Annotated in this window: 22 protein-coding genes; 17 read left to right on the forward strand and 5 right to left on the reverse strand. The window is 59.0% G+C overall.

From position 1 onward, the window contains the following. Window positions 1-4 precede the first annotated feature (4 nt). From ACOQFT_RS04670 to nusG, 4 genes are all read left to right on the forward strand, one after another. The gene (locus ACOQFT_RS04670) at window positions 5-2,182 is read left to right on the forward strand and encodes a heavy metal translocating P-type ATPase (protein ID WP_421596877.1); all 2,178 of its coding nucleotides are present in this window, start codon (window positions 5-7) and stop codon (window positions 2,180-2,182) included. A gap of 4 nt (window positions 2,183-2,186) precedes the next feature. Continuing rightward, window positions 2,187-2,345 carry a cbb3-type cytochrome oxidase assembly protein CcoS gene (ccoS, locus tag ACOQFT_RS04675; RefSeq protein ID WP_170328799.1) on the forward strand — a complete coding sequence of 53 codons (159 nt, stop codon included), beginning with the start codon at window positions 2,187-2,189 and terminating at the stop codon, window positions 2,343-2,345. A 68-nt stretch (window positions 2,346-2,413) separates the two neighbouring features. Next, the gene (secE, locus tag ACOQFT_RS04680; protein ID WP_170446889.1) at window positions 2,414-2,611 is read left to right on the forward strand and encodes a preprotein translocase subunit SecE; all 198 of its coding nucleotides are present in this window, start codon (window positions 2,414-2,416) and stop codon (window positions 2,609-2,611) included. A 199-nt stretch (window positions 2,612-2,810) separates the two neighbouring features. Then, window positions 2,811-3,344, forward strand: coding sequence for a transcription termination/antitermination protein NusG (nusG, locus tag ACOQFT_RS04685; RefSeq protein WP_170385962.1), 534 nt, complete (start codon window positions 2,811-2,813; stop codon window positions 3,342-3,344). 97 nt (window positions 3,345-3,441) lie between these two features. Here the strand turns inward: nusG and ACOQFT_RS04690 are convergent, their stop codons facing one another. Continuing rightward, window positions 3,442-4,683 carry a peptidoglycan-binding domain-containing protein gene (locus ACOQFT_RS04690; protein ID WP_421596879.1) on the reverse strand — a complete coding sequence of 414 codons (1,242 nt, stop codon included), beginning with the start codon at window positions 4,681-4,683 and terminating at the stop codon, window positions 3,442-3,444. 380 nt (window positions 4,684-5,063) lie between these two features. Between ACOQFT_RS04690 and rplK the strand changes: the two genes are divergently transcribed. Both rplK and rplA read left to right on the forward strand, forming a co-directional pair. Beyond that, window positions 5,064-5,513, forward strand: a complete 450-nt coding sequence (gene rplK / locus ACOQFT_RS04695) for a 50S ribosomal protein L11 (RefSeq protein WP_010440985.1) — start codon at window positions 5,064-5,066, stop codon at window positions 5,511-5,513. 1 nt (window position 5,514) lies between these two features. After that, window positions 5,515-6,213 (forward strand): 50S ribosomal protein L1, encoded by a 699-nt coding sequence (gene rplA / locus ACOQFT_RS04700; protein WP_421596880.1) that lies wholly within the window; start codon window positions 5,515-5,517, stop codon window positions 6,211-6,213. Window positions 6,214-6,292: 79 nt separating this feature from the next. Here rplA and ACOQFT_RS04705 read toward each other — a convergent pair whose 3' ends face one another. Both ACOQFT_RS04705 and ACOQFT_RS04710 read right to left on the reverse strand, forming a co-directional pair. Then, window positions 6,293-7,318 carry a Hint domain-containing protein gene (locus tag ACOQFT_RS04705; protein WP_421596882.1) on the reverse strand — a complete coding sequence of 342 codons (1,026 nt, stop codon included), beginning with the start codon at window positions 7,316-7,318 and terminating at the stop codon, window positions 6,293-6,295. A 153-nt stretch (window positions 7,319-7,471) separates the two neighbouring features. Next, the gene (locus tag ACOQFT_RS04710) at window positions 7,472-8,437 is read right to left on the reverse strand and encodes a phosphotransferase (RefSeq protein WP_421596883.1); all 966 of its coding nucleotides are present in this window, start codon (window positions 8,435-8,437) and stop codon (window positions 7,472-7,474) included. 402 nt (window positions 8,438-8,839) lie between these two features. Here ACOQFT_RS04710 and rplJ point away from each other — a divergent pair, with 402 nt between their 5' ends. From rplJ to ACOQFT_RS04745, 7 genes are all read left to right on the forward strand, one after another. Next, window positions 8,840-9,358: a 50S ribosomal protein L10 gene (gene rplJ / locus ACOQFT_RS04715; RefSeq protein ID WP_421596884.1), complete on the forward strand. Its 519-nt coding sequence runs from the start codon at window positions 8,840-8,842 to the stop codon at window positions 9,356-9,358. Between the two features lie 79 nt (window positions 9,359-9,437). Then, window positions 9,438-9,812 carry a 50S ribosomal protein L7/L12 gene (gene rplL, locus ACOQFT_RS04720; RefSeq protein ID WP_170446876.1) on the forward strand — a complete coding sequence of 125 codons (375 nt, stop codon included), beginning with the start codon at window positions 9,438-9,440 and terminating at the stop codon, window positions 9,810-9,812. A 250-nt stretch (window positions 9,813-10,062) separates the two neighbouring features. Further along, a complete protein-coding gene (gene rpoB / locus ACOQFT_RS04725) occupies window positions 10,063-14,199 on the forward strand; it encodes a DNA-directed RNA polymerase subunit beta (RefSeq protein WP_421596885.1) in 4,137 nt (1,378 codons plus the stop codon). Next, window positions 14,196-14,642 (forward strand): hypothetical protein, encoded by a 447-nt coding sequence (locus ACOQFT_RS04730; RefSeq protein WP_421596886.1) that lies wholly within the window; start codon window positions 14,196-14,198, stop codon window positions 14,640-14,642. The genes rpoB and ACOQFT_RS04730 overlap by 4 nt, the downstream gene beginning before the upstream one ends. Continuing rightward, window positions 14,639-18,880, forward strand: a complete 4,242-nt coding sequence (rpoC, locus tag ACOQFT_RS04735; RefSeq protein WP_421596888.1) for a DNA-directed RNA polymerase subunit beta' — start codon at window positions 14,639-14,641, stop codon at window positions 18,878-18,880. The genes ACOQFT_RS04730 and rpoC overlap by 4 nt, the downstream gene beginning before the upstream one ends. An 89-nt stretch (window positions 18,881-18,969) precedes the next feature. Further along, window positions 18,970-19,407, forward strand: a complete 438-nt coding sequence (locus ACOQFT_RS04740; protein WP_421596889.1) for a hypothetical protein — start codon at window positions 18,970-18,972, stop codon at window positions 19,405-19,407. 170 nt (window positions 19,408-19,577) lie between these two features. Further along, the gene (locus ACOQFT_RS04745; RefSeq protein WP_421596890.1) at window positions 19,578-20,447 is read left to right on the forward strand and encodes a DMT family transporter; all 870 of its coding nucleotides are present in this window, start codon (window positions 19,578-19,580) and stop codon (window positions 20,445-20,447) included. Here the strand turns inward: ACOQFT_RS04745 and ACOQFT_RS04750 are convergent. After that, the gene (locus ACOQFT_RS04750) at window positions 20,432-21,238 is read right to left on the reverse strand and encodes a putative rhamnosyl transferase (protein WP_421596891.1); all 807 of its coding nucleotides are present in this window, start codon (window positions 21,236-21,238) and stop codon (window positions 20,432-20,434) included. The genes ACOQFT_RS04745 and ACOQFT_RS04750 overlap by 16 nt on opposite strands. A 3-nt stretch (window positions 21,239-21,241) precedes the next feature. Continuing rightward, entirely contained in the window at window positions 21,242-21,385 is a 144-nt protein-coding gene (locus tag ACOQFT_RS04755) for a hypothetical protein (protein WP_421596892.1), read from the reverse strand. Window positions 21,386-21,634: 249 nt separating this feature from the next. On the opposite strand from ACOQFT_RS04755, the gene rpsL reads away from it, so the two are divergent. The 4 genes from rpsL to ACOQFT_RS04775 form a co-directional block, all read left to right on the forward strand. Further along, window positions 21,635-22,006: a 30S ribosomal protein S12 gene (gene rpsL / locus ACOQFT_RS04760; protein WP_005621086.1), complete on the forward strand. Its 372-nt coding sequence runs from the start codon at window positions 21,635-21,637 to the stop codon at window positions 22,004-22,006. 15 nt (window positions 22,007-22,021) lie between these two features. After that, on the forward strand, window positions 22,022-22,492 hold the full coding sequence (gene rpsG / locus ACOQFT_RS04765) for a 30S ribosomal protein S7 (RefSeq protein WP_008756926.1): 471 nt from the start codon (window positions 22,022-22,024) through the stop codon (window positions 22,490-22,492). An 18-nt stretch (window positions 22,493-22,510) separates the two neighbouring features. Then, entirely contained in the window at window positions 22,511-24,628 is a 2,118-nt protein-coding gene (gene fusA / locus ACOQFT_RS04770; RefSeq protein ID WP_421596893.1) for an elongation factor G, read from the forward strand. Window positions 24,629-24,688: 60 nt separating this feature from the next. Further along, a partial coding sequence (locus ACOQFT_RS04775; protein WP_421596894.1) for a GTP-binding protein occupies window positions 24,689-24,982 on the forward strand: 294 nt, incomplete at its 3' end.

Genomic DNA, 24,982 nt, shown 5'->3' on the forward strand with positions numbered 1-24,982 from the left:
CCGGATGACGGCGCAGCTTACATCCGGCACCGCAGCCTGTCCGGGATGCATTGCCAGCCCGGCAGAACCGGCGCGGCCCATTCCGCAGGATGTGCAGATTGCGCTGTCGCTGCCGGGCATCCATTGCTCGGCCTGTATCGCCACGGTCGAGCGTGAGCTGAACGCCCATCCCGGCGTGGAAGATGCGCGGGTGAACCTGACCCTGAAACGCGCGATGGTCAAAGCCGGCTCCGATCTGCGCGCCGCCGACCTGATCCCGGTGCTGGAGCAGGCAGGGTTCGAGGCGCATGAGCTGGATCCCGGTGCCCTGTCGGCCACGCAGGCGGACAAGGCGGGCCGCGATCTGCTGATGCGGTTGGCGGTGGCCGGGTTTGCCTCGATGAACGTGATGCTGCTGTCGGTGTCGGTCTGGTCGGGGGCCTCGGATGCCACCCGCGACATGTTCCACTGGATTTCGGCAGCCATTGCGCTGCCTGCGATTGCCTTTTCCGGGCAGCCCTTCTTTGCCAAAGCCTGGAGCGCCCTGCGCGTGCGGCGCCTGAACATGGACGTGCCGATTGTGTTGGCCATCGTGCTGGCGCTGGTGACGTCGCTGTGGGAAACCGCGCTCAGCGGTGAGCACGCCTATTTCGATGCGGCACTGACGCTGACCTTCTTCCTGCTTGCCGGTCGCTACTTGGATTACCGCACCCGCGCCGCCGCCCGATCCGCGGCCGAGGAACTGACGGCGCTAGAGGTGCCCCGCGCCTTCAAGCTGGTCGATGGGGCTGAAGAAGAGGTGGCGGTGGCCACGCTGGCCGTCGGTGACCTGATCCTTGTCCGGCCCGGTGGCCGTATGCCGGTGGACGGTGAGATTGTATCGGGCCAATCCGAACTGGATCGCTCTTTGCTGACTGGTGAGACCCTGCCGGTTTTCGCCGAAGCAGGCCTGACTGTCAGCGCCGGTGAGGTCAACCTGACCGGCCCCCTGACCATCCGGGCGACGGCGGTGGGCGAGGATACCTCGTTGCATCGTATGGCCGATCTGGTAGCCATCGCTGAATCGGGGCGGTCGCGCTATACCTCGCTGGCAGACAAGGCAGCCAAGCTCTATGCGCCGGGCGTGCACATCCTGTCGGCGCTCAGCTTTCTGGGCTGGTATATCTATTCTGGTGATATCCGCACCGCGCTGAACATCGCTGCCGCTGTTCTGATCATTACCTGCCCCTGTGCGCTGGGTCTGGCTGTGCCTGCGGTGACCACGGCGGCCTCGGGGCGGTTGTTCCGCAAGGGGATGCTGATCAAACACGCCACCGCGCTGGAGCGACTGGCCGAGGTGGATACGGTCGTCTTCGACAAGACCGGTACGCTGACCTCGGGCACGCCCGAGCTGACCAATCTGGGCGATCATTCCCGCGCGGACCTTGAGATCGCGCTGGCACTGGCCGAGGCGTCATCGCATCCGTTGTCGGTGGCCCTGACCAAGGCAGCACGGGACGCAGGGATCAAGCCGGCCAGCCTCAAGGACGTCACCGAGGTTCCGGGCTATGGCACCGAGGGCAACTGGCGCGGCCAGCGGGTGCGCCTTGGTCGCGCGGCGTGGACCGGCGCGGAAGAGGGCGACCAGACGGCGGCCTGGTTGTCGGTTGGCGGGCAATCCCCCGCAACCTTCCTGTTCACGGACAGCCTGCGCCCCGGTGCGGCTGAGGCGGTTCAGGCCCTGCGCGATGCGGGAAAGGATGTCATCCTGATATCCGGCGACACGCAGGGCGCGGTTCAGGCGCTGGCCGAAAAACTGGGGATCGACAACAGGGTTGCGCAGGCCCTGCCGCAGGACAAGGCGGCCCGCGTGCAAGGGCTGAGCGATCAGGGCCGTCACGTGTTGATGGTCGGCGATGGCCTGAACGATACCGCTGCGTTGGCGGCGGCACATGTGTCGATTTCTCCGGCCTCGGCGTTGGATGCGGCGCGGGTGGCGTCGGATATCGTGCTGCTGGGCAATGATCTTTCCCCGATCGCGGATGCCTGCGATACGGCGGTGAAGGCGACCAAACGGATTCGTGAAAACTTTCGCATCGCCACCGTGTATAATATCATCGCGGTACCAATGGCCGTGGTTGGTCTGGCCACGCCGCTGATTGCGGCGCTGGCGATGTCGACCTCGTCCATCACCGTGTCGCTGAACGCCCTGCGTCTGAGGTAAACCAATGGAAGTTCTGGCCTATCTGATACCGATTTCCCTGCTTTTGGGCGGGGTTGGCCTGGTGGCGTTCATCTATACGGTGCGGTCGAACCAGTACGATGATCCCGAAGGGGACGCGCGCCGTATCCTCAGCGATGAATGGGACGACAAGCCCAGGCCCTGACGGCCCTTGAAATTGCCGCAATGCCCGGTTATGTCCGGCCCATCCGCTAGCAGAGAGAACCAAGCCAAATGGCAACTATGAATCCGATCCAGTTCATTCAGCAAGTCCGTGCCGAAGTCGCGAAGGTCGTCTGGCCGACCCGGCGCGAAGTTCTGCTGACCACGGTCATGGTGTTCATCATGGCGGCGCTGACGGCCGTGTTCTTTGCGCTGGTCGATCTGGCCATTCGCGGTGGGCTTCAGGCGATCCTGGGTGTGTTCGGCTAAACCGCCTCGGGCGGGCGGAAACGCCACTGCCCCCTTGCGCCTCGCGCGATGTCAGAGTAGGTGACGCGGTATTATTCGGAATGGGCGTGCGGCGATTCGGGCTGTGCGCCGCTTTTTATTCCGGGTGATGCGATAGAATTTCAATGACGGTGCCTGCGGCGATCCGAACGCACCGAAAGTAAACAAGGACGACAGGTTCATGGCGAAACGGTGGTACTCGGTCAGCGTTCTTTCGAATTTCGAAAAGAAGATCGCAGAGCAGATCCGCACGTCCGTGGCCGAGCAGGGCCTTGAGGACGATATCGACGAAGTTCTGGTGCCCACCGAAGAGGTGATCGAAGTGCGCCGGGGCAAGAAGGTCACAACCGAACGCCGCTTCATGCCCGGCTATGTGCTGGTGCATATGGAGATGTCGGATCAGGGTTATCACCTTGTGAACTCGATCAACCGCGTCACCGGTTTCCTGGGCCCGCAAGGTCGTCCGATGCCGATGCGCGACGCCGAGGTGAACCAGATCCTCAACCGCGTCCAGGAAGGTGAAGAAGCACCCAAGCTGATGATCTCGTTCGAAGTGGGCGAGAAGGTCAAGGTCAACGACGGCCCGTTCGAGGATTTCGACGGCATGGTCGAAGGCGTGGACGACGAGAACCAGAAGCTGAAGGTCTCGGTTTCGATCTTTGGTCGCGAAACCCCGGTCGAGCTGGACTTTACCCAGGTGACCAAGCAGGGCTGAGCAAGCCGCTTCAGGAATTGGAAAAGCCGCGATGCGCAACGCATCGCGGCATTTTTTGTATTTGCGCCGCAATCACAAGCGGCGCACTACAACCAGCTTATTGCGTCTGGACCATGGCAGCGCGCAAAAGTTGCGGGCGGTCGGTCTGAGAGGGCAAGAAGACGGCCTGCGATCCGGCATCCAGCGCCGACAGGCTTGCATCATACCACTGCATGGCAAGGTCGCGACGCTCTTGTACTCCGAACCCTTCGCGCAGGTGGTGGCCAATCAGTTCTCCATAGGCGGGTTCGCCCATTGCAACCAACATCAGCGCCGAGCCAACGGCGGCATCCATGTTGTCCTCGCGATAGCCTATAGCCAGACAAACCTTGCTTGTTGCGGCGAGATCCTCGGGGCTAAGCCCGGAATCCAACGCAAGTTTGCGCATTTGAGTTTCCGCCTCATTTTTGGAACTGAGAGACAGCGAAACAACCTGCGGCGCCAACATGTCACCAAACGAGTCGCACTGAGCGGCGACCTGATCCGGGGTCAGACCCTGGATGCCCTGCATCAAATCTTCTCCGCGCGACATCGCATAGCTACGGGCAAGGCAGAACTGTTCGCTAAGTGCAAAATCAGGATCGGACATGTTTGACAGAGTCGTATAGCCGCCATTTGTTGACGTCTGAAGCATTACTCCGCTGCAGCGATTGGCGAGGGAAGGACCCCCGGTACCACCGGAAAACAGGCTCGGCAGGCTGGCGGAGGTTGTTTCAGTCGCGGTCGCCTCGGGTGCCGGCGCGGGTGCTGGCGCAGGCGCCGGCGCGGTCACAACCGGTGTGGGCGTTGCCTGCACCTGAGGAGCGGCTGCCAGGGCAGAACCGGTATGTACCTGCTGGCGGTAGGCCATCAGCAGTGGCTGACCCGAGAGTTGAGTTGAGGCCTGACCGCCGCTGGTTCCCCAATAGTAGGCCTGCATAAGGAAGTCGCGCTGATAGGGTTGGAAATCATAGCCATTCACAGGATAACCCATGGAGGCCTGATACCGTTCGATCGCTGTGCGCGTGCCGCGTCCGACCTGACCATCGACCCGTCCCGCATTGTAGCCAAAATAGTTGAGCGCGGTCTGTGTCTGCGCGCCCTGCGAGGTCGACGGAATCCCCGGCCGGTAAGCCCGTGAGGACCTCGTGGTCGTTCTGGCTTGCTGCTTTCTTTGCTGATCCTTGCCTATTGCGTACCCGATGACGCCGCCGACGACAGCGCCGCCCAAGATTTCGCCTGCGTCAGCCCGCACGATTTGCGGAGCGGTCCCTGCAAAAGAGAATGCAATGGCAAGTGTTGCGATTAATCGAAAGATCATAATAAACCTCCACTAAAAACACCTATTTTTTATGACTATACCACAGGCGCGGGTTTTGATGTGAGGCAATGACAAAGACGTGCTCAACACATCGGGGCCTGCTGGATTTGGGTGTTTTTTCGAAGGGTTAGGCGCTATTGGCGCAACCGGGAAACGCGCACGGTTCCCCAAGGCTTGGCGATTTGTCACCGGTGCCGATTCGAAAACCCTAAGGGGAACGCTCGTCCCCTTGCCAACCCCTGCATTCCCCTGTAAACGCCGCCTCTATCGTCTTCGGGCGAGATTCTCTCGTGGGAGGTTGCAGGGATCGCGATCCCGGATCGGACCACGCAACATATACCGGGTGGGACGCGTTCCACCTACGTTGAAAGGAAAACCAAATGGCCAAGAAGCTTGCTGGTACAATGAAACTGCAGGTTCCTGCAGGTCAGGCGAACCCGTCGCCGCCAGTTGGTCCGGCGCTGGGTCAGCGCGGCATCAACATCATGGAATTCTGCAAGGCGTTCAACGCCAAGACCGCAGACATGGAGCCCGGCGCTCCGTGCCCGACCGTGATCACCTATTATCAGGACAAGTCCTTCACCATGGACATCAAGACGCCGCCCGCGTCTTACTACCTGAAAAAAGCAGCTGGTCTGAAGCCGGTCGGGAAGCGTAACCGTCCCCGTGGTGCGGAAAACCCCGGTCGTGAGACCGTGGCCACCGTGACCAGCAAGCAGGTTCGCGAAATCGCCGAAGCCAAAATGAAAGATCTGAACGCCAACGACGTCGAAGGCGCAATGCAGATCATCCTGGGCTCGGCCCGCTCTATGGGCATCGAGGTGAAGTAAGATGGCAAAACTCGGTAAACGTACCCGCGCTGCGCGCGAAGCTTTCGCCGGCAAGGAAAACCTGTCGGTGGACGAAGCAGTTGCCCTGGTCAAAGCCAACGCAACTTCGAAATTCGACGAGACCATCGAAATCGCTCTGAACCTGGGCGTTGACACCCGTCACGCAGACCAGATGGTGCGCGGTGTTGTCGGCCTGCCGAACGGCACCGGTAAAGCGATGCGCGTTGCTGTTTTCGCTCGTGGCCCCAAGGCTGACGAAGCGAAAGAAGCTGGCGCAGATATCGTTGGCGCAGAAGACCTGATGGAAACCATTCAGGGCGGCACCATTGAATTCGATCGCTGCATTGCAACCCCGGACATGATGCCGATCGTCGGTCGTCTGGGTAAGGTTCTGGGCCCCCGTAACCTGATGCCGAACCCCAAGGTCGGTACCGTGACCATGGACGTGAAAGCGGCCGTGGAAGCAGCCAAAGGTGGCGAAGTTCAGTTCAAAGCTGAAAAAGGCGGCGTTGTGCACGCTGGCGTTGGCAAAGCGTCGTTTGACGAAGCCAAGCTGGTCGAAAACGTTCGTGCCTTCATCTCGGCTGTTGCGAAAGCCAAGCCGACAGGCGCCAAAGGCACCTACATGAAGAAAATCGCGCTGAGCTCGACCATGGGCCCGGGCGTGACATTGGATGTGGCGGCTGCGTCGGGCGAATAAGCCCAAAGCTACCGCTTAGACAGAATGAACCCGGGTTGTGGATGCAGCCCGGGTTTTTCTGTTTCTGATCTCGGTCAGTTCAGAGGTAGGCGCGGAGTACGCTGGCCTCACGCGCGCCAATCGTCGCCGCCGCGGTGTGCCGGAACGCGTCGCTGGCGTGCTGGACCGACGGAAACAGCGCAAGAATTTCCGTCTGTTGCGGTGACGAGAGCGCTTTTTTCGCGGTGTCGCTGTAATAGTAGCTTTCAGTAAGTGCGCCGTTCGAGCGGACGATGTGGTGACGGTCAAACATGAAATGCGTGTAGGTCACATGGTCCATCTCGCGGATGGAAATGCCCGGAAGGCCGCAAAGATGCTTGGCTGCCACGAAGACTTCGGGCGAGGCGAACAGCATGTCAGTCGCAGGTGATTGAATCAGGACCCGGTGCTGCTGAGACACAACCAGTTCCCGTGAGTTTCCGATTACGCCCGGTTCAATCACAACCGGAGCAAATGCGCCGAAGCCGGATACTTCGGTTGTGCCGATCCACAGGATTGGCTGAAGCCCGGCGTCCCGGGTCCAGACACGCTGACCCCGCCTGAGTTTCTGAACATCGGTGTCGCCATCGGCGGTTGCGATCAAAGTTCCCGGGCCGAAGCATGTAATGTAATCGGAATAGGCTGAACTGCCGGCATTGGATCCGCTGATTTTCACATAGGAGGTGCCGGGCACAAGAGGGGCAGACGTTGCATAGCCCCAGACGTCCTGTGTGACCCCGTTCTGTGAAAACACATATATTTCGATCGTGGGCCCGGTAGGGTTTCCGTTGATGTCCAGGGCGCGCACGGAAATGATCGACTCGGATTCGACCTGCGTTCCGTTGGTCACAATTCCGCCGCCATCCGTGATGACGTGGTTTGACTCCTGATCGTCGTTGAAAATACCCGAACCGCCACTGGTGTCATTCAGTGTGACCGTGGTTCCTGTGCCGCCGGAATATTGAAAAACGGTGCCGTTCGGAGTGTCGGAATTGTTGATGATCGGATCGCCGACAATTCCCGGATCAGAGCTTGACGTAACAACCAGGCTGGAACTGTCCTGGGCGAAAAAACTGCGAAGTACCATTTAGCAAAGAGACCTTTAAAACGCCTGTTTTCGCGGGTCTTTCGTCAAAGACCGGCTACTGTTTGATCTGGATATAAAACGGCCCCGATGTAAACAGTCAACCTGAGATTGGCGTTAACAAGGGCGTTATCAAACAGCGACCGGGGACTGACCCTAACCCTGCTTGAAGGCGAGGTGTAGCCGATCACCCAGACGCTGCCGTCGATCCTCTTCGTAGGGGGTGCAGGCGTGATCGACGTGCCACGACGCCAACCAGTCTTTCAGAAGGCGTCCGCGGATGCAGAAATCCAGTATCCCTGCATGGATCGGGTGCCGATAGCGGCGAAAGAACATGTCCTTGTTCAGCTTCACAATGCCGCTGCGGTCCACATCAGAAGGGTCCGCATCGCGGAAGATATCCGATTTGAGGAAGTCGACGATGTCATAAACGGCAAGCTTGTCGCGCACCTCGGTGAAATCCAGGCCGATCATCTCGCCCTTGCCGACAATCAGGTTCTGGCCGTGAAAGTCGCCATGCGAAAACACGCGTGTTTCGGGGATGCCCTTCAGGTACAGTGCGGAGCTTTCCAGCATTTCCGCCATCTGGCCGCCTGTTGCCCGGATGTGCGGCGGAACTGATGGCAGCAGCTCGTTGATGGCGTCGGTCATCCAGCGCGGGCGGAACTCGTATTCCGTGGCGGGTTGAAAGCCATGCAGATCGTGCAGCCACGCCCCGGCGCGACGGTAGATCCGGCCAACCTGATCGTCGTCTGCGCTGTTGTGGATCACGTCGACGGCGGTGGGCCGGTCGATGAATTCGGACACGAAGAACATGTTCCCCGGTGACAGGTAATGGGGGTGCACCACGCGCGATGTCTCGTGCCGGTCAAAATACCGTGCCAACCGGGTCAGAATGTCGAATTCTGCCTGCAGCCGGCCGGTCTCGGGCGAGGTGGTGTCGATCTTTATCGCATAGTCCCGCAAAGGTCCTTGTGCCCGAAGAACCAGTCGCGTGTCGGGAAAGCCGTGCGACCGGTATACGCAATCGAATTGCAGCGCCCTGTCCAGCCCGGCATGGCGCGAGAACTCCGCGACAAACTCGGTTGCGCGCCTGTGTTCATCTTCTGTGAGAGTTGGCATAGGGGGTAAAAGCTGGACACTAAGCAGGGAGTTTGGTTGACTGGACCCCAGCGCGCGGGCCATGTCAATCGCTGACAGGGGCCGGGGCGCGGCGGCATGGTCCCGCCAAACCGCTCGGACGGTCAATTTACCCCTTGGAAACCCCGGCCATCTGCCCTAAAGAGAGCTGCGGAGTAAAGCGTGCGATTCGTCGTGCGCTTTATTTCGTTTCGTCCAAGACGGTGGGTGGGTCCATCTGGCCCCTTAATTCCCTGCCTGAGACGGGTAAGACCAAAGAATTCTGAGGGTCACGATCCTCGGGCGAGTTTTGGCCAATCCCGTAACAACGGACCTGAACGCCGGGGCGCAAGCTGCGGCAAATATGAGCCGGGGTGAGATATCGCCCCTAACTTGGAGAGAACTGTGGATAGAGCCCAGAAAGAGAAAGTGGTCGAGGAACTCGGCCAAATCTTCGAAAGCTCTGGCGTCGTAGTGGTATCGCACTACGCCGGTCTGACAGTTGCCGAGATGCAGGACCTTCGCGCACGTGCTCGTGACGCGGGCGGCTCCGTGCGTGTTGCCAAGAACAGGCTTGCCAAAATCGCCCTTGAGGGTAAGCCGTGTGAAAGCATGGCCGACCTGCTGACAGGGATGACCGTTCTGACCTATTCCGAGGACCCCGTGGCAGCAGCCAAGGTGGCCGAGGACTTCGCCAAGGATAACAAGAATTTTGAGATCCTCGGCGGTGCAATGGGTGAGAACGCTCTGGACCGCAAAGGCGTCGAAACAGTTTCGAAAATGCCGTCTCGCGAGGAGCTTATTGCTTCGATCGTTGGCTGCATTGGCGCACCTGCTTCGAACATCGCCGGCGCGATTGGCGCACCTGCAAGCAACATCGCAAGCATCCTTTCCACCATCGAAGAGAAGGCGGAAGCTGCGTAAGCGGTTGGCACTGAATGATCTGCGTAGGGGATTGCCCCTGACGTTGGAACACACACTGTAAACGGAAAGAGCTGATAAAATGGCTGATCTGAAAGCACTCGCAGAAAGCATCGTGGGTCTGACCCTGCTGGAAGCACAAGAACTGAAAACCATCCTCAAAGACGAATACGGCATCGAGCCCGCAGCTGGCGGCGCCGTAATGGTCGCAGCTGGTGGCGACGCCGGTGGCGCAGCTGAGGAAGAAAAAACCGAATTCGACGTCGTTCTGAAGAACGCCGGCGCTTCGAAAATCAACGTGATCAAAGAAGTTCGCGGCATCACCGGTCTGGGCCTGAAAGAAGCCAAAGAGCTGGTCGAAGCTGGCGGCAAGATCAAAGAAGGCGTGGACAAAGCCGAAGCAGAAGACGTCAAAGCCAAGCTGGAAGCAGCTGGCGCCGAAGTCGAGCTGGCCTAAGTCTAGTCTCTGGCGCATCGCTGATGTGCCGAAGAATTTGGCTGGGTCCGGAGAAATCCGGGTCCAGCCGAACCTGTCTTAGAAAGGACCTCATGGGTTGGGGTGTTTTCTAAGACGCGGTTCGCGGATCGGGAGGCTGCCTTCGGGACGGTGGCCATGAATTGATCCGGACGTGTCGTCTCGAATGTGCAAGATGCCGGGGCCCGACGGTGTCTTTGCCCGCTGAGAACATCGAAAGGTGACATCTGACATGGCTCAAACGTTCCTTGGCCAGAAACGTCTTCGTAAATATTACGGCAAAATCCGCGAAGTGCTGGAGATGCCGAACCTCATTGAGGTGCAGAAATCTTCTTATGATCTTTTCCTGCGCTCCGGCGATGCAGAGCAGCCCACAGACGGCGAAGGCATCAAAGGTGTGTTTCAGTCGGTTTTCCCGATCAAGGATTTCAACGAAACCTCCGTTCTGGAGTTCGTGAAATACGATCTGGAAAAACCCAAGTATGATGTCGAAGAGTGCATGCAGCGCGACATGACCTACAGCGCGCCGCTGAAGGTCACTCTGCGTCTGATCGTGTTTGATGTCGATGAGGACACCGGCGCCAAGTCGGTCAAGGACATCAAGGAACAGGACGTGTTCATGGGCGACATGCCCCTGATGACGCCGAACGGTACGTTCATCGTGAACGGCACCGAGCGCGTGATCGTGTCCCAGATGCACCGTTCGCCCGGTGTGTTCTTTGACCATGACAAGGGCAAGACCCACTCCTCGGGCAAGCTGCTGTTTGCCTGCCGCATCATCCCGTATCGCGGCAGCTGGCTGGACTTTGAGTTCGACGCCAAGGATATCGTGTTCGCCCGTATCGACCGCCGCCGCAAGCTGCCTGTGACCACCCTGCTGTATGCGTTGGGTCTGGATCAGGAAGCGATCATGGACGCGTATTACAACACCGTGTCCTACAAGCTGGACAAGAAAAAGGGCTGGATCACGCCGTTCTTCCCCGAACGTGTCCGCGGTACCCGTCCGACCTATGACCTGATCGACGCTAAATCCGGTGAAGTGATTGCCGAAGCCGGCAAGAAAGTCACTCCGCGCGCGGTCAAAAAGCTGATCGACGAGGGCACAGTCACTGATCTGCTGGTTCCGTTCGATCACATCGTTGGCAAATTCGTTGCCAAGGATATCATCAACGAAGAAAACGGCGCGATCTATGTCGAAGCCGGTGATGAGCTGACCCTGGAATACGACAAGGACGGCGACCTGATCGGCGGTACCGTCAAGGAACTGATCGATGCGGGTATCACCGACATCCCGGTTCTGGACATCGACAACGTCAACGTTGGCCCCTACATGCGCAACACCATGGCGGCAGACAAGAACATGGGCCGCGAAAGCGCGTTGATGGACATCTACCGCGTCATGCGTCCGGGCGAGCCGCCCACCGTCGAGGCCGCGTCGGCCCTGTTTGACACCCTGTTCTTCGACAGCGAGCGTTACGACCTGTCCGCCGTTGGCCGCGTGAAGATGAATATGCGTCTGGCTCTGGACGCACCCGACACCCTGCGCACCCTGCGCCGCGAAGACATCGTGGCTTGCATCAAGGCGCTGGTTGAGCTGCGTGACGGCAAAGGCGACGTGGACGATATCGACCACCTCGGCAACCGTCGTGTGCGCTCGGTCGGCGAGCTGATGGAAAATCAGTACCGTGTTGGCCTGCTGCGCATGGAGCGCGCGATCAAAGAGCGTATGTCGTCGGTCGAGATCGACACCGTCATGCCGCAGGACCTGATCAACGCGAAACCGGCTGCGGCTGCTGTTCGTGAATTCTTCGGCAGCTCGCAGCTGTCGCAGTTCATGGACCAGACCAACCCGCTGTCCGAGGTTACCCACAAACGCCGTCTCTCGGCGCTTGGCCCGGGTGGTCTGACACGTGAGCGTGCGGGCTTTGAGGTTCGCGACGTGCACCCGACCCACTATGGTCGGATGTGCCCGATTGAAACGCCGGAAGGTCCGAATATCGGTCTGATCAACTCGCTGGCCACCTTTGCCCGCGTGAACAAGTATGGCTTCATCGAAACACCCTACCGCGTCGTCAAAGACGCCGAGGTGACCGATGAGGTTCACTACATGTCCGCGACCGAGGAAATGCGTCACACCGTGGCGCAGGCGAACGCGACTCTGGATGCCGATGGCAAGTTCATCAACGATCTGGTGTCGACCCGTCAGGCCGGTGACTACACGCTCGCTCCGCGCGAGAATGTAGACCTGATCGACGTGTCGCCGAAACAGCTGGTCTCGGTCGCTGCATCGCTTATCCCGTTCCTTGAAAATGACGACGCTAACCGCGCTCTGATGGGCTCGAACATGCAACGTCAGGCGGTTCCGCTGCTGCGCGCCGAAGCGCCGCTGGTCGGTACCGGCATCGAGGAAAAGGTTGCGATCGACTCGGGCGCTGCGATTCAAGCGAAACGCGCCGGTATCATCGACCAGGTCGATGCACAGCGTATCGTTATCCGCGCCACCGAAGATCTGGAACTGGGCGACGCTGGCGTTGACATCTATCGTCTGCGCAAGTTCCAGCGTTCAAACCAGAACACCTGCATCAACCAGCGTCCGCTGATCAAGGTGGGTGACACCGTCCAGAAGGGCGAGGTCATTGCCGATGGTCCGTCGACCGATATGGGTGAACTGGCCCTTGGTAAGAACGTGGTCGTCGCGTTCATGCCGTGGAACGGCTACAACTACGAAGACTCGATCCTGATCTCGGAACGTATCGCGCGTGACGACGTCTTCACCTCGGTCCATATCGAGGAATTCGAAGTCGCCGCCCGTGACACCAAGCTGGGTCCGGAAGAGATCACCCGCGACATCCCGAACGTCGGTGAAGAAGCGCTGCGCAACCTCGACGAGGCGGGCATCGTTTACATCGGCGCGGATGTTGAGCCGGGCGATATTCTGGTCGGCAAGATCACTCCGAAGGGCGAAAGCCCGATGACCCCGGAAGAAAAGCTGCTGCGCGCCATCTTTGGTGAAAAAGCATCTGACGTGCGCGACACCTCGCTGCGCGTGAAGCCGGGCGACTACGGTACGGTCGTTGAGGTCCGCGTCTTCAATCGCCACGGCGTCGAGAAAGACGAGCGTGCGCTGCAGATCGAGCGTGAGGAAGTCGAACGTCTGGCCCGTGACCGGGACGACGAGCTGGCGATCCTGGACCGCAACATCTATGCGCGTCTGCAAGGTCTGATCCTTGGTAAAACCGCTGTCAAAGGCCCGAAAGGCGTCAAGGCAGGGTCGGCGATCACCGAGGAACTGCTGGAAACCCTTACCCGTGGTCAGTGGTGGCAGCTGGCGCTGGAAGGCGAGCAGGACGCACAGATCGTTGAGGCTCTGAACGAGCAATACGAAGTGCAAAAGCGTGCTCTGGATGCCCGTTTCGAAGACAAGGTCGAGAAGGTCCGTCGTGGCGACGACCTGCCGCCGGGTGTGATGAAGATGGTCAAAGTCTTCATCGCTGTGAAGCGCAAGCTTCAGCCGGGCGATAAGATGGCCGGTCGTCACGGGAACAAAGGTGTGATCTCCAAGGTTGTTCCGATGGAAGACATGCCGTTCCTGGCCGATGGTACTCCGGTTGACTTCTGTCTGAACCCGCTGGGTGTGCCTTCGCGTATGAACGTTGGTCAGATCCTTGAAACCCACATGGGTTGGGCCGCGCGCGGTCTGGGCCTGAACATCGACGACGCTCTGGGTGAATACCGCCGGTCCGGCGATCTGACCCCGGTACGCGAAGCGATGAAGCTGGCCTATGGCGAGAATGTCTACGAAGAAGGCATCACCGGTCTGGACGAGGATGGCCTGATTGAGGCTGCGGGCAACGTGACCCGCGGTGTTCCGATCGCCACCCCGGTCTTCGACGGTGCCAAGGAAGCAGACGTCAACGACGCGCTGGTGCGTGCGGGCTTCTCGGAAAGCGGTCAGTCGGTTCTGTTCGACGGTCGTACAGGCGAGCAATTTGCACGCCCGGTGACCGTGGGCATCAAGTACCTGCTGAAACTGCACCACCTTGTGGACGACAAGATCCACGCGCGTTCGACCGGGCCGTACAGCCTGGTGACCCAGCAGCCGCTGGGTGGTAAGGCGCAGTTCGGTGGTCAGCGCTTTGGTGAGATGGAGGTCTGGGCTCTGGAGGCTTACGGCGCCGCCTACACCCTGCAGGAGATGCTCACCGTGAAATCGGATGACGTCGCCGGTCGGACCAAGGTCTATGAATCGATCGTCAAGGGCGAGGATAACTTTGAAGCGGGCGTACCGGAATCGTTCAACGTTCTGGTTAAAGAAGTCCGTGGCCTCGGCCTGAATATGGAACTCCTGGATGCGGAGGTGGATGAGTGATTCAGCATAGTCTCAAAACTTCTTGGACTATCGGCGCTCTGCTCGTTTCGACAATGGTTCTTGCGACAGGATGTGTGTCGCAAGAACAAATTTCACGAAACAAGGAACGTGCTGCACGGGACGCTGCATCTAAGAAAATTGTTCTCGATGCATGTTATTCTGCACCGACCTCGGAGATCGAAAACGCAAAGAGCATCGTGGTTAACCAAGGTCGCGGCGATGGCGTCTATTGGTGGTGGAAGCCAAGTTGGAAGGAAACCACACTCGCCAAGGTTAATGCTCTGGAAGTTATTGATCTGAATTCTTCCTGTCTTCCACGAGTAGAAGCCGGTTGCGCAGATATCGGAATGGAACCCGTTTCAGGTTACGTGTCCCGTGCTCAAGCTGCTGCTGGCCGTGGAGAACTTGAAATTAAATGCTCACCCAGATTGGAGCAGACATGAACCAGGAAATCACCAACAACCCGTTCAACCCGCTGACGCCCCCGAAGGTTTTCGACGAGATCAAGGTCTCGCTGGCGTCGCCCGAGCGGATCCTGTCTTGGTCCTATGGCGAGATCAAGAAGCCCGAAACCATCAACTACCGGACGTTCAAGCCCGAGCGTGACGGTCTGTTCTGCGCGCGTATCTTTGGCCCGATCAAAGATTACGAATGCCTGTGTGGCAAATATAAGCGGATGAAGTATCGCGGCGTTGTCTGCGAGAAATGCGGTGTGGAAGTCACCCTGCAGAAAGTCCGCCGCGAGCGTATGGGCCACATCGAACTGGCCGCGCCTGTTGCGCATATCTGGTTCCTGAAATCGCTGCCGTCCCGCATCGGTCTGATGCTGGACATGACGCTGCGTGATCTGGAACGCGTGCTGTACTTTGAAAACTATGTCGTCATCGAGCCCGGTCTGACAGACCTGACCTATGGCCAGATGCTGACCGAAGAAGAGTACATGGATGCGCAGGATGCCTATGGCATGGACGCGTTCACCGCCAATATCGGCGCCGAAGCCATCCGTGAGATGCTGGCCCAGATCGACCTGGAAGCCGAAGCCGAGCAGCTGCGCGCTGATCTGGCCGAAGCAACGGGTGAGCTGAAGCCCAAGAAGATCATCAAGCGTCTGAAGGTTGTTGAAAGCTTCCTCGAGTCGGGCAACCGGCCCGAGTGGATGGTGATGACCGTGATCCCGGTCATCCCACCGGAACTGCGTCCGCTGGTTCCGCTGGATGGTGGCCGTTTCGCGACTTCGGATCTGAACGATCTGTATCGCCGCGTCATCAACCGGAACAACCGTCTGAAGCGTCTGATCGAACTGCGCGCGCCTGACATCATCGTCCGCAACGAAAAGCGGATGCTGCAGGAATCCGTGGACGCTCTGTTCGACAACGGCCGTCGTGGCCGCGTGATCACCGGCGCCAACAAGCGCCCGCTGAAATCGCTGTCGGACATGCTGAAAGGTAAGCAGGGCCGCTTCCGTCAGAACCTTCTGGGTAAGCGCGTCGACTTCTCGGGCCGTTCGGTCATCGTGACCGGTCCGGAACTTAAGCTGCACCAGTGTGGTCTGCCCAAGAAGATGGCGCTGGAGCTGTTCAAGCCGTTCATCTACTCGCGCCTTGAAGCCAAGGGCCTGTCTTCGACCGTGAAACAGGCGAAGAAACTGGTCGAGAAAGAGCGTCCCGAAGTGTGGGATATCCTTGACGAGGTGATCCGCGAACATCCTGTCATGCTGAACCGTGCGCCGACGCTGCACCGTCTTGGCATTCAGGCGTTCGAGCCGGTCCTGATCGAAGGCAAAGCCATCCAGCTGCACCCGCTGGTCTGTTCGGCCTTCAACGCCGACTTCGACGGGGACCAGATGGCAGTTCACGTCCCGCTGAGCCTTGAGGCCCAGCTGGAAGCCCGTGTTCTGATGATGTCGACGAACAACGTTCTGTCGCCTGCAAACGGCGCGCCGATCATCGTTCCGTCGCAGGATATGATCCTGGGTCTGTACTATGTGACCCTGGAACGCGAAGGCATGCCGGGCGAAGGCAAAGTGTTCGGTTCGATCGACGAAGTGCAGCACGCGCTGGATTCGGGCGAAGTACACCTGCACACCAAGATCACCGCGCGGATCACGCAGATCGACGACGAAGGCAACGAAGTTCAGAAGCGTTACGAGACCACTCCGGGCCGTCTGCGTCTGGGTGCTCTGCTGCCGATGAACAACAAGGCGCCGTTCGAGCTGGTCAACCGCCTGCTGCGGAAGAAAGAAGTGCAGCAGGTGATCGACACCGTCTACCGCTATTGCGGTCAGAAAGAGTCGGTTATCTTCTGTGACCAGATCATGTCGATGGGCTTCAAAGAAGCGTTCAAGGCGGGCATCTCGTTCGGTAAGGACGACATGGTCATTCCGGACGACAAGTGGGGCATCGTTGATGACACCCGTGGTCAGGTGAAGGACTTTGAACAGCAGTACATGGACGGCCTGATCACTCAGGGCGAAAAGTACAACAAAGTTGTCGATGCCTGGTCAAAGTGTAACGACCGCGTCACCGAGGCGATGATGAGCACGATCTCATCCTCGGATCGGGCAGAGGACGGGTCCGAGCAGGAACCGAACTCGGTCTACATGATGGCCCACTCGGGTGCGCGTGGCTCGGTTACTCAGATGAAACAGCTGGGCGGTATGCGCGGCCTGATGGCCAAGCCGAACGGCGACATCATCGAGACGCCGATCATCTCGAACTTCAAGGAAGGTCTGACCGTTCTTGAATACTTCAACTCGACCCACGGTGCCCGTAAGGGTCTGTCGGATACCGCTCTGAAGACGGCGAACTCGGGGTATCTGACCCGTCGTCTGGTGGACGTGGCACAGGACTGCATCGTGCGTGAGATCGATTGTGGCACCGAGCGTGCGATCACGGCCGAAGCAGCCGTGAACGACGGTGAAGTTGTTGCCTCGCTGGCTGAACGTGTGCTGGGCCGTGTGGCTGCTGACGATGTTCTGCGTCCGGGCACGGATGAGGTGATCGTGGCTGCTGGTCAGCTGATTGACGAGCGTATGGCCGACACGATTGATGAGGCCGGTATCGCGTCAATGCGCATCCGCTCGCCTCTGACCTGTGAGTCCGAGGAAGGCGTCTGTGCCACCTGCTACGGTCGTGACCTTGCACGCGGTACCATGGTGAACACGGGTGAAGCTGTCGGCATCATCGCCGCCCAGTCCATCGGTGAACCCGGTACACAGCTGACGATGCGGACCTTCCACATCGGTGGTGTTGCGCAAGGTGGTCAGCAGTCGTTCCAGGAAGCCAGCCAGGACGGTGTCGTTTCCTTCGAGAACCCGCAGATTCTGGTCAATGCCGCAGGCGAAAGCCTGGTCATGGGCCGGAACATGAAGCTGGTGATCAAGGACGAGCATGGCGAAGAGCGTGCCAGCCACAAGCTGGGCTATGGCTCCAAGCTGTTCGTCAAGGACGGCACCAAGGTGGCCCGTGGCGACAAGCTGTTCGAATGGGACCCGTACACTCTGCCGATTATCGCCGAGAAGTCCGGTACCGCGAAATATGTCGACCTTGTTTCGGGCCTTGCCGTCCGCGACGAGACCGACGAAGCAACCGGTATGACCCAGAAGATCGTGATCGACTGGCGCGCCGCCCCCAAAGGCAGCGACCTGAAGCCCGAGATCATTCTGGTCGGCGAAGATGGCGAGCCTGTCCGCAATGATGCGGGCAACCCGGTTCACTATCCGATGTCGGTGGACGCGATCCTCTCGGTTGAAGATGGTCAGCAGGTCGAAGCCGGTGACGTTGTTGCGCGTATCCCGCGTGAAGGCGCCAAGACCAAGGACATCACCGGTGGTCTGCCGCGTGTGGCCGAACTGTTCGAAGCCCGTCGTCCAAAGGATCACGCGATCATCGCAGAAGCCGATGGTTACGTGCGCTTTGGCCGCGACTACAAGAACAAGCGCCGCATCAGCATCGAACCGGCTGACGAGTCCATGGAGACCATCGAGTACATGGTGCCCAAGGGCAAGCACATCCCGGTCGCCGAAGGTGACTTCATCCAGAAGGGTGAATACCTGATGGACGGTAACCCGGCTCCGCATGACATCCTGTCCATCATGGGTGTCGAAGCGCTGGCGGATTACATGATCGACGAAGTGCAGGACGTCTACCGTCTGCAGGGCGTGAAGATCAACGACAAGCACATCGAGGTTATCGTGCGCCAGATGCTGCAGAAGTGGGAGATCCTGGATTCAGGCGACACCACCCTGCTGAAAGGCGAGCATGTCGACAAGCAGGAGTTCGACGCAGCCAACGAGAAGACCATCTCGCGCGGCGGTCGTCCGGCTCAGGGCGAGCCGATCCTTCTGGGGATCACCAAAGCCTCGCTGCAGACGCGTTCGTTCATCTCGGCGGCGTCGTTCCAGGAAACCACCCGCGTGCTGACCGAAGCCTCGGTTCAGGGCAAGAAGGACAAGCTGGTTGGCCTGAAAGAGAATGTCATCGTCGGCCGCCTGATCCCCGCCGGTACCGGTGGTGCGACCCAGGCCGTGCGTCAGGTTGCCCAGTCGCGCGACAACGTCGTGATCGAAGCCCGCCGGGAAGAGGCCGAAGCCGCCGCTGCCCTGGCTGCGCCGATGGTCGAAGACGACATGGTCGGTGACGAACTGGACGTTCTGGTGGAAACGCCGGAAAGCCGCGAGTAAGCGCTTTGGCATAATTTCAGGAAAGGCCCTGCGGAAACGCGGGGCCTTTTTTGTTCCCTTGATAAGTGGGTGGATTGGGTCAAATAGCTATGAATAACAGAAGAATTGCAAGAATCAGGCGACTGTCTGCCATTCTCCTTGCATGGGTTTGTACTGGGTCTGTTGCAATCGGCGCAGGTTCTACAGAACAGGTGTTGAAGCTGAATTGCCTACTGAACAATGAAGATGGCGAACAAGTATCGGTTAATGTGAGCGCAGAAGCCGAAGGTGAAGTTCATTTTCAGGTCAATCAGTTGAAATTAGAGGCCGTTTTCGTTCCAAATTTAGTAAGCCACCCACCGAATATTACGTTCGCGACCTCCTTCGGAAATGCTGTTTACACGTTGGTGATGCATAGGGACTATTTCCTGCCTCACCCAGACGGATATGGTCCCTCAAAGCCACCAGCCAGCTTGACGGTTCAATCCTCTGACGCTGGCGTCACGCCGATGGTGGACGTGTTTGTTGGCGCTTGTGTGGTGGAGTGAACAGTTTATTGAGAAGTGCGTTTCCATTGAAACGGCACAAGATGAACTGGTGTCAGTAGTAATTGGGTTTGCTGAATGTAAAAGCTGGTGAACCTTTTATCAGCAGCGAGTTGACAGGTGCGTCACCGAAAGGGCCAACATCCCAATTGATATATATTGGACCACTGACCATGACCCCAAACGTAAAAGGCGCTCTGCTGATGATGGGCAGTATGGCCGCCTTTACCATCAATGATGCGTTGATCAAGGCCGCCGGGGCGGAGGTGCCGTTGTTTCAGATGGTCGCCATGCGCGGGGTTCTGGCGACGGTTCTGGTGTATCTGCTGGCGCGGCAATTGGGGGCGCTGCATCTGAACTTTCCGCGTCATGACAAGTGGCTGGTGGCGGCGCGGTGTCTGGCTGAGCTGTCGGCCACGTTCTTCTTTCTGACTGCGCTGCTGCATATGCCGCTGGCCAATGTGACGGCTGTATTGCAGGCCTTGCCGCTGACGGTGACCCTCGGTGCGGTGGTGTTCTTCGGAGAACAGATCGGATGGCGGCGGGTTCTGGCGATTGCGCTGGGGTTCCTTGGAATGCTGCTTATCGTACGGCCAGGTCCCGAGGGGTTCAGCATCTATGCCATCTACGCGCTGATTGCGGTTGTGTCGGTCACGATCCGCGATCTGATCACACGGCGGATGTCGATCCATGTGCCCTCGCTGGCCGTTACATTGGCGACCTCGTTCACCATCACCGTTGCGGCCGGGTGCGCCTCTGTCGCCTCAGGTTGGCAGCCGGTGCCGACAGGGGCGGGGCTTATGGTCGCCTGTGCTGCGGTATTCGTACTGACCGGCTACCTGTGCAGTGTCATGGTGATGCGCGTCGGAGACGTCGGCTTTGTCGCGCCGTTCCGCTATTCCAGCCTGATCTGGGCGCTCGCCCTGGGCTGGCTGGTGTTCGGAGACTGGCCAGACGCGGTCACATTGCTCGGGGCGGCATTGGTCGTGGGGGCCGGGTTGTTCACGCTGTTCCGCGAACGGCACGCTCACGCCACAGAATGAACCCGCCGAACCAAGTCCTGTTCGATAGCAAAGCGGGCGATGAATTCGCCCTCCTGCTCGGGCGTAAGCGGGGATAACTCTGTGGTGCTGTTGCGGGCATGGGGTGAATCGTTGAACTGGTTCAGCGTGCGCACCCACATCGGTGCGTCCGGATAGCTGATCACCGGCATGAAGTTCCCGATGCGGTGATGGGCGAAATTCATGATCGTCTGCTCGCAGCCGCCGCGCACATGCATGGCGAACCCAACGCCCAGCAGAGGGCGAAACACTTGTGCGGCCCGAATGCCGTCCGGGCCGAAACGGGCCAGGAACCCTTGATTATAATCGATGGCGACGGTTTTGTTGTTCGCCATCAGAGTTTCACCCTCGACTGCGGCGATGCGCAGGCGTTCGACGAAATCCACCGAGACGGCATCGTCATCGTCGTGGCGGAATTGCAGGCACGGCGCGCTGGGGTTGTCGCGCGCCGCGTTCAGGATCTGTTTCATCACTTTACGGTGCCGAACGGGTTCGCGGGCGATGATCCGGATCTGTTTCATGCCAGAGGTCAGATCATGCAGCCGGTCCAAGGCGCGTTTCGGCAGGCAGTCGCCGATCACGATCAGGAATTGGAAATCCTCATCGGTCTGTTCCTTGAAACAGGGCAGGGTGGTGGTTTCGAACAGGCGGAACCGCTCTTCCAGACGGGCCGGGTTGTAGAGATACCGCCGGCGTTCCTCGATCGTGTCATGTTCGACCTGAAAACCGCCAAGGGCGGGGTAGGAAAAGCGGCAAAGGCCTATGACTTGCATGAATCATCCGTGGTTCAGGTCGTCGTTGCGACTATGCCCGCGCGTCCAGAAACCCGCAATGCGCAACGGGCTGGAAAACGCATGACCGGGCAGGTAAGTGGGGATGGTGGATAGCGTGGCGGCCTGACAGGGAGTTGCTGTTGACACTTGGCCCGACTCCCCCTATTACGCGCGTCATCTCGGTACCGGGGGCCGCCCCACAACCGATTTCAGTAATGAACTGGTCAAGGCCCGGACACTTTTATCGTTCGCGCCCTCTGATAACAAACCGCGACGTTCACCTCGGAATGGGAACGCTCGCGGGTTTTGCGCTTGTGGACGCATGAGTGCAGCGAATTTAACCGCACGCAACCCGCGTGCATGTCATGTGTGTTGCAAAACGGGGAAGAAACCGGAATGCCAACTATTCAACAGCTGATCCGCAAACCGCGGCAGCCCAAAGTGAAACGCTCGAAGTCCATGCACCTGGAGCAGTGCCCGCAGAAACGCGGCGTCTGCACCCGCGTGTACACCACCACGCCGAAGAAACCGAACTCGGCTATGCGTAAGGTTGCCAAGGTGCGCCTGACCAACGGGTTCGAGGTCATCTCGTACATCCCCGGTGAAAGCCACAACCTGCAGGAACACTCGGTTGTTCTGATCCGTGGCGGCCGTGTGAAAGACCTTCCCGGTGTGCGTTACCACATCCTGCGCGGTGTTCTGGATACTCAGGGCGTCAAAGACCGTAAACAACGCCGTTCGAAATACGGCGCGAAGCGTCCCAAGTAAGAAGGAGAGGCTGATATGTCACGTCGTCACGCCGCCGAAAAACGCGAAGTCCTGCCTGACGCCAAATTTGGCGACAAGGTACTGACCAAATTCATGAACAACCTGATGATCGACGGCAAGAAGTCGGTCGCAGAGCGCATCGTCTACAACGCGTTTGACCGCGTTGAAGGCAAGATCAAGCGCGCACCGGTCGAAGTGTTTCACGAAGCGCTCGACAACATCAAACCGTCGGTCGAGGTTCGCTCGCGCCGGGTTGGTGGTGCAACCTATCAGGTTCCGGTCGAAGTGCGCCCCGAGCGCCGCGAAGCACTGGCCATCCGCTGGCTGATCACCGCTGCGCGTGGCCGCAACGAAAACACCATGGAAGAGCGCCTTGCCGGTGAGCTGCTGGACGCCGTTCAGTCCCGCGGTACCGCCGTGAAAAAGCGCGAAGACACCCACAAGATGGCCGAGGCGAACAAAGCCTTCAGCCATTACCGTTGGTAATTCCAGAGGCTTATCAAAATGGCACGCGAATATACACTCGAACACTACCGCAACTTCGGTATCATGGCGCATATCGATGCAGGCAAGACCACCTGCTCGGAACGCATCCTGTATTACACCGGCAAATCCCATAACATCGGTGAGGTGCACGATGGCGCAGCCACCATGGACTGGATGGAGCAGGAGCAGGAACGCGGCATCACCATCACATCGGCTGCGACCACCACCTTCTGGGAACGCACCGAAGACGGTCAGACCGCTGACTCGGCCAAGCACCGCCTGAACATCATCGACACCCCCGGCCACGTTGACTTCACCATCGAAGTTGAACGTTCGCTGGCGGTTCTCGACGGTGCCGTTTGCGTTCTGGACGCAAACGCCGGTGTTGAGCCCCAAACCGAAACCGTGTGGCGTCAGGCTGATCGCTACAAGGTTCCGCGTATGGTTTTTGTCAACAAGATGGACAAGATCGGCGCAGACTTCTTCAACTGCGTTCGCATGATCGAAGACCGCACCGGCGCACGCGCTGTTCCGGTTGGTATCCCGATCGGCGCCGAGACCGAGCTGGAAGGCCTGGTTGATCTGGTGACCATGGAAGAATGGCTGTGGCAGGGCGAAGACCTGGGCGCAAGCTGGGTCAAGGCGCCGATCCGCGACAGCCTGAAGGACATGGCTGACGAATGGCGTGGCAAGATGATCGAAGCGGCCGTCGAAATGGACGACGACGCGATGATGGAATACCTGGAAGGCAATGAGCCCGACGTTCCGACCCTGCGCGCCCTGCTGCGCAAAGGTACTCTGGAAATCGCGTTTGTTCCGGTTCTGGGTGGGTCTGCGTTCAAGAACAAAGGCGTTCAGCCGCTGCTCAACGCTGTGATCGACTATCTGCCCAGCCCGCTGGATGTTGTTGATTACATGGGCTTCAAACCCGGCGACGAGGAAGAAGTTCGTGACATCGCGCGTCGTGCAGACGACAACATGGCCTTTTCGGGCCTGGCGTTCAAAATCATGAACGACCCCTTCGTTGGCTCGCTGACCTTCACCCGGATCTATTCGGGCACCATGCAGAAAGGCGACTCGATCCTGAACTCGACCAAAGGTAAGAAAGAGCGCATCGGTCGTATGATGATGATGCACTCGAACAACCGGGAAGAGATCGAAGAAGCGTTTGCAGGTGACATCATCGCGCTGGCGGGTCTGAAAGACACCACCACCGGTGACACCCTGTGTGACGCGAAGGATCCGGTGGTTCTGGAAACCATGACCTTCCCCGATCCGGTGATCGAGATCGCGGTCGAGCCCAAAACCAAGGGCGACCAAGAGAAGATGTCTCAGGGTTTGGCCCGTCTGGCCGCCGAAGACCCGTCCTTCCGTGTGGAAACTGATCTGGAATCGGGTCAGACCATCATGAAGGGCATGGGCGAACTTCACCTGGACATCCTGGTTGACCGTCTGAAGCGCGAGTTCAAGGTTGAAGCGAACATTGGTGCACCGCAGGTGGCCTATCGCGAAACCATCTCGATGCCGGTTGAGCACACCTACACCCACAAGAAACAGTCGGGTGGTTCGGGTCAGTTCGCGGAAGTCAAGCTGGAGATCCAGCCGACCGAAGCGGGCGAGGGCTATTCGTTCGAAAGCCGCATCGTTGGTGGTGCCGTTCCGAAGGAATACATCCCGGGTGTTGAAAAAGGCATCAACTCGGTCATGGACAGCGGCCCGCTGGCTGGCTTCCCTGTGATCGACTTCAAGGTTGCCCTGCTGGACGGTAAGTTCCACGACGTTGACTCGAGCGTTCTGGCGTTCGAAATCGCATCGCGGATGTGTATGCGTGAAGGCATGCGCAAAGCAGGTGCGAAACTGTTGGAACCGATCATGAAGGTCGAAGTGATCACCCCGGAAGAATACACCGGCGGTATCATCGGCGACCTGACCTCGCGTCGGGGCCAGGTGTCGGGCCAAGAGCCGCGCGGCAACGCCATCGCGATCGATGCGAACGTTCCGCTGGCGAACATGTTCGGCTACATCAACACTCTGCGTTCGATGTCGTCGGGCCGTGCCCAGTTCACCATGCAATTCTCGCACTACGATCCGGTTCCGCAGAACATCTCGGACGAGATTCAGGCGAAATACGCATAAGCGAAGATTTGAGGGAGCTCCGGTCTGGGGCTCCCTTCATTACCGACAAAGGAGGCCATCATGGCAAAGGAAAAGTTTGAGCGTACAAAACCGCACGTCAACATCGGCACGATTGGCCACGTTGACCATGGTAAAACCACGCTGACCGCAGCGATCACCAAGTATTTCGGTGACTTCAAAGCGTATGACCAGATCGACGGTGCGCCGGAAGAGAAAGCGCGCGGCATCACCATCTCGACCGCCCACGTGGAATACGAGACCGACAACCGCCACTATGCGCATGTTGACTGCCCCGGCCACGCCGACTACGTCAAGAACATGATCACCGGTGCCGCGCAGATGGACGGCGCGATC

Source organism: Ruegeria sp. MALMAid1280 (genome assembly GCF_049195285.1).
In the GTDB taxonomy this organism is placed as follows: Bacteria; Pseudomonadota; Alphaproteobacteria; order Rhodobacterales; family Rhodobacteraceae; genus Ruegeria.

What these genes read in the sequence shown, in the direction of transcription:
- ACOQFT_RS04670 (WP_421596877.1), top strand. Translation starts at nt 5, where the DNA reads ATGACGGCGCAGCTTACATCCGGCACCGCAGCCTGTCCGGGATGCATT.
- ccoS (WP_170328799.1), top strand. Translation starts at nt 2,187, where the DNA reads ATGGAAGTTCTGGCCTATCTGATACCGATTTCCCTGCTTTTGGGCGGG.
- secE (WP_170446889.1), top strand. Translation starts at nt 2,414, where the DNA reads ATGGCAACTATGAATCCGATCCAGTTCATTCAGCAAGTCCGTGCCGAA.
- nusG (WP_170385962.1), top strand. Translation starts at nt 2,811, where the DNA reads ATGGCGAAACGGTGGTACTCGGTCAGCGTTCTTTCGAATTTCGAAAAG.
- ACOQFT_RS04690 (WP_421596879.1), bottom strand. Translation starts at nt 4,683, where the DNA reads ATGATCTTTCGATTAATCGCAACACTTGCCATTGCATTCTCTTTTGCA.
- rplK (WP_010440985.1), top strand. Translation starts at nt 5,064, where the DNA reads ATGGCCAAGAAGCTTGCTGGTACAATGAAACTGCAGGTTCCTGCAGGT.
- rplA (WP_421596880.1), top strand. Translation starts at nt 5,515, where the DNA reads ATGGCAAAACTCGGTAAACGTACCCGCGCTGCGCGCGAAGCTTTCGCC.
- ACOQFT_RS04705 (WP_421596882.1), bottom strand. Translation starts at nt 7,318, where the DNA reads ATGGTACTTCGCAGTTTTTTCGCCCAGGACAGTTCCAGCCTGGTTGTT.
- ACOQFT_RS04710 (WP_421596883.1), bottom strand. Translation starts at nt 8,437, where the DNA reads ATGCCAACTCTCACAGAAGATGAACACAGGCGCGCAACCGAGTTTGTC.
- rplL (WP_170446876.1), top strand. Translation starts at nt 9,438, where the DNA reads ATGGCTGATCTGAAAGCACTCGCAGAAAGCATCGTGGGTCTGACCCTG.
- rpoB (WP_421596885.1), top strand. Translation starts at nt 10,063, where the DNA reads ATGGCTCAAACGTTCCTTGGCCAGAAACGTCTTCGTAAATATTACGGC.
- rpoC (WP_421596888.1), top strand. Translation starts at nt 14,639, where the DNA reads ATGAACCAGGAAATCACCAACAACCCGTTCAACCCGCTGACGCCCCCG.
- ACOQFT_RS04740 (WP_421596889.1), top strand. Translation starts at nt 18,970, where the DNA reads ATGAATAACAGAAGAATTGCAAGAATCAGGCGACTGTCTGCCATTCTC.
- ACOQFT_RS04745 (WP_421596890.1), top strand. Translation starts at nt 19,578, where the DNA reads ATGACCCCAAACGTAAAAGGCGCTCTGCTGATGATGGGCAGTATGGCC.
- ACOQFT_RS04750 (WP_421596891.1), bottom strand. Translation starts at nt 21,238, where the DNA reads ATGCAAGTCATAGGCCTTTGCCGCTTTTCCTACCCCGCCCTTGGCGGT.
- rpsL (WP_005621086.1), top strand. Translation starts at nt 21,635, where the DNA reads ATGCCAACTATTCAACAGCTGATCCGCAAACCGCGGCAGCCCAAAGTG.
- rpsG (WP_008756926.1), top strand. Translation starts at nt 22,022, where the DNA reads ATGTCACGTCGTCACGCCGCCGAAAAACGCGAAGTCCTGCCTGACGCC.
- fusA (WP_421596893.1), top strand. Translation starts at nt 22,511, where the DNA reads ATGGCACGCGAATATACACTCGAACACTACCGCAACTTCGGTATCATG.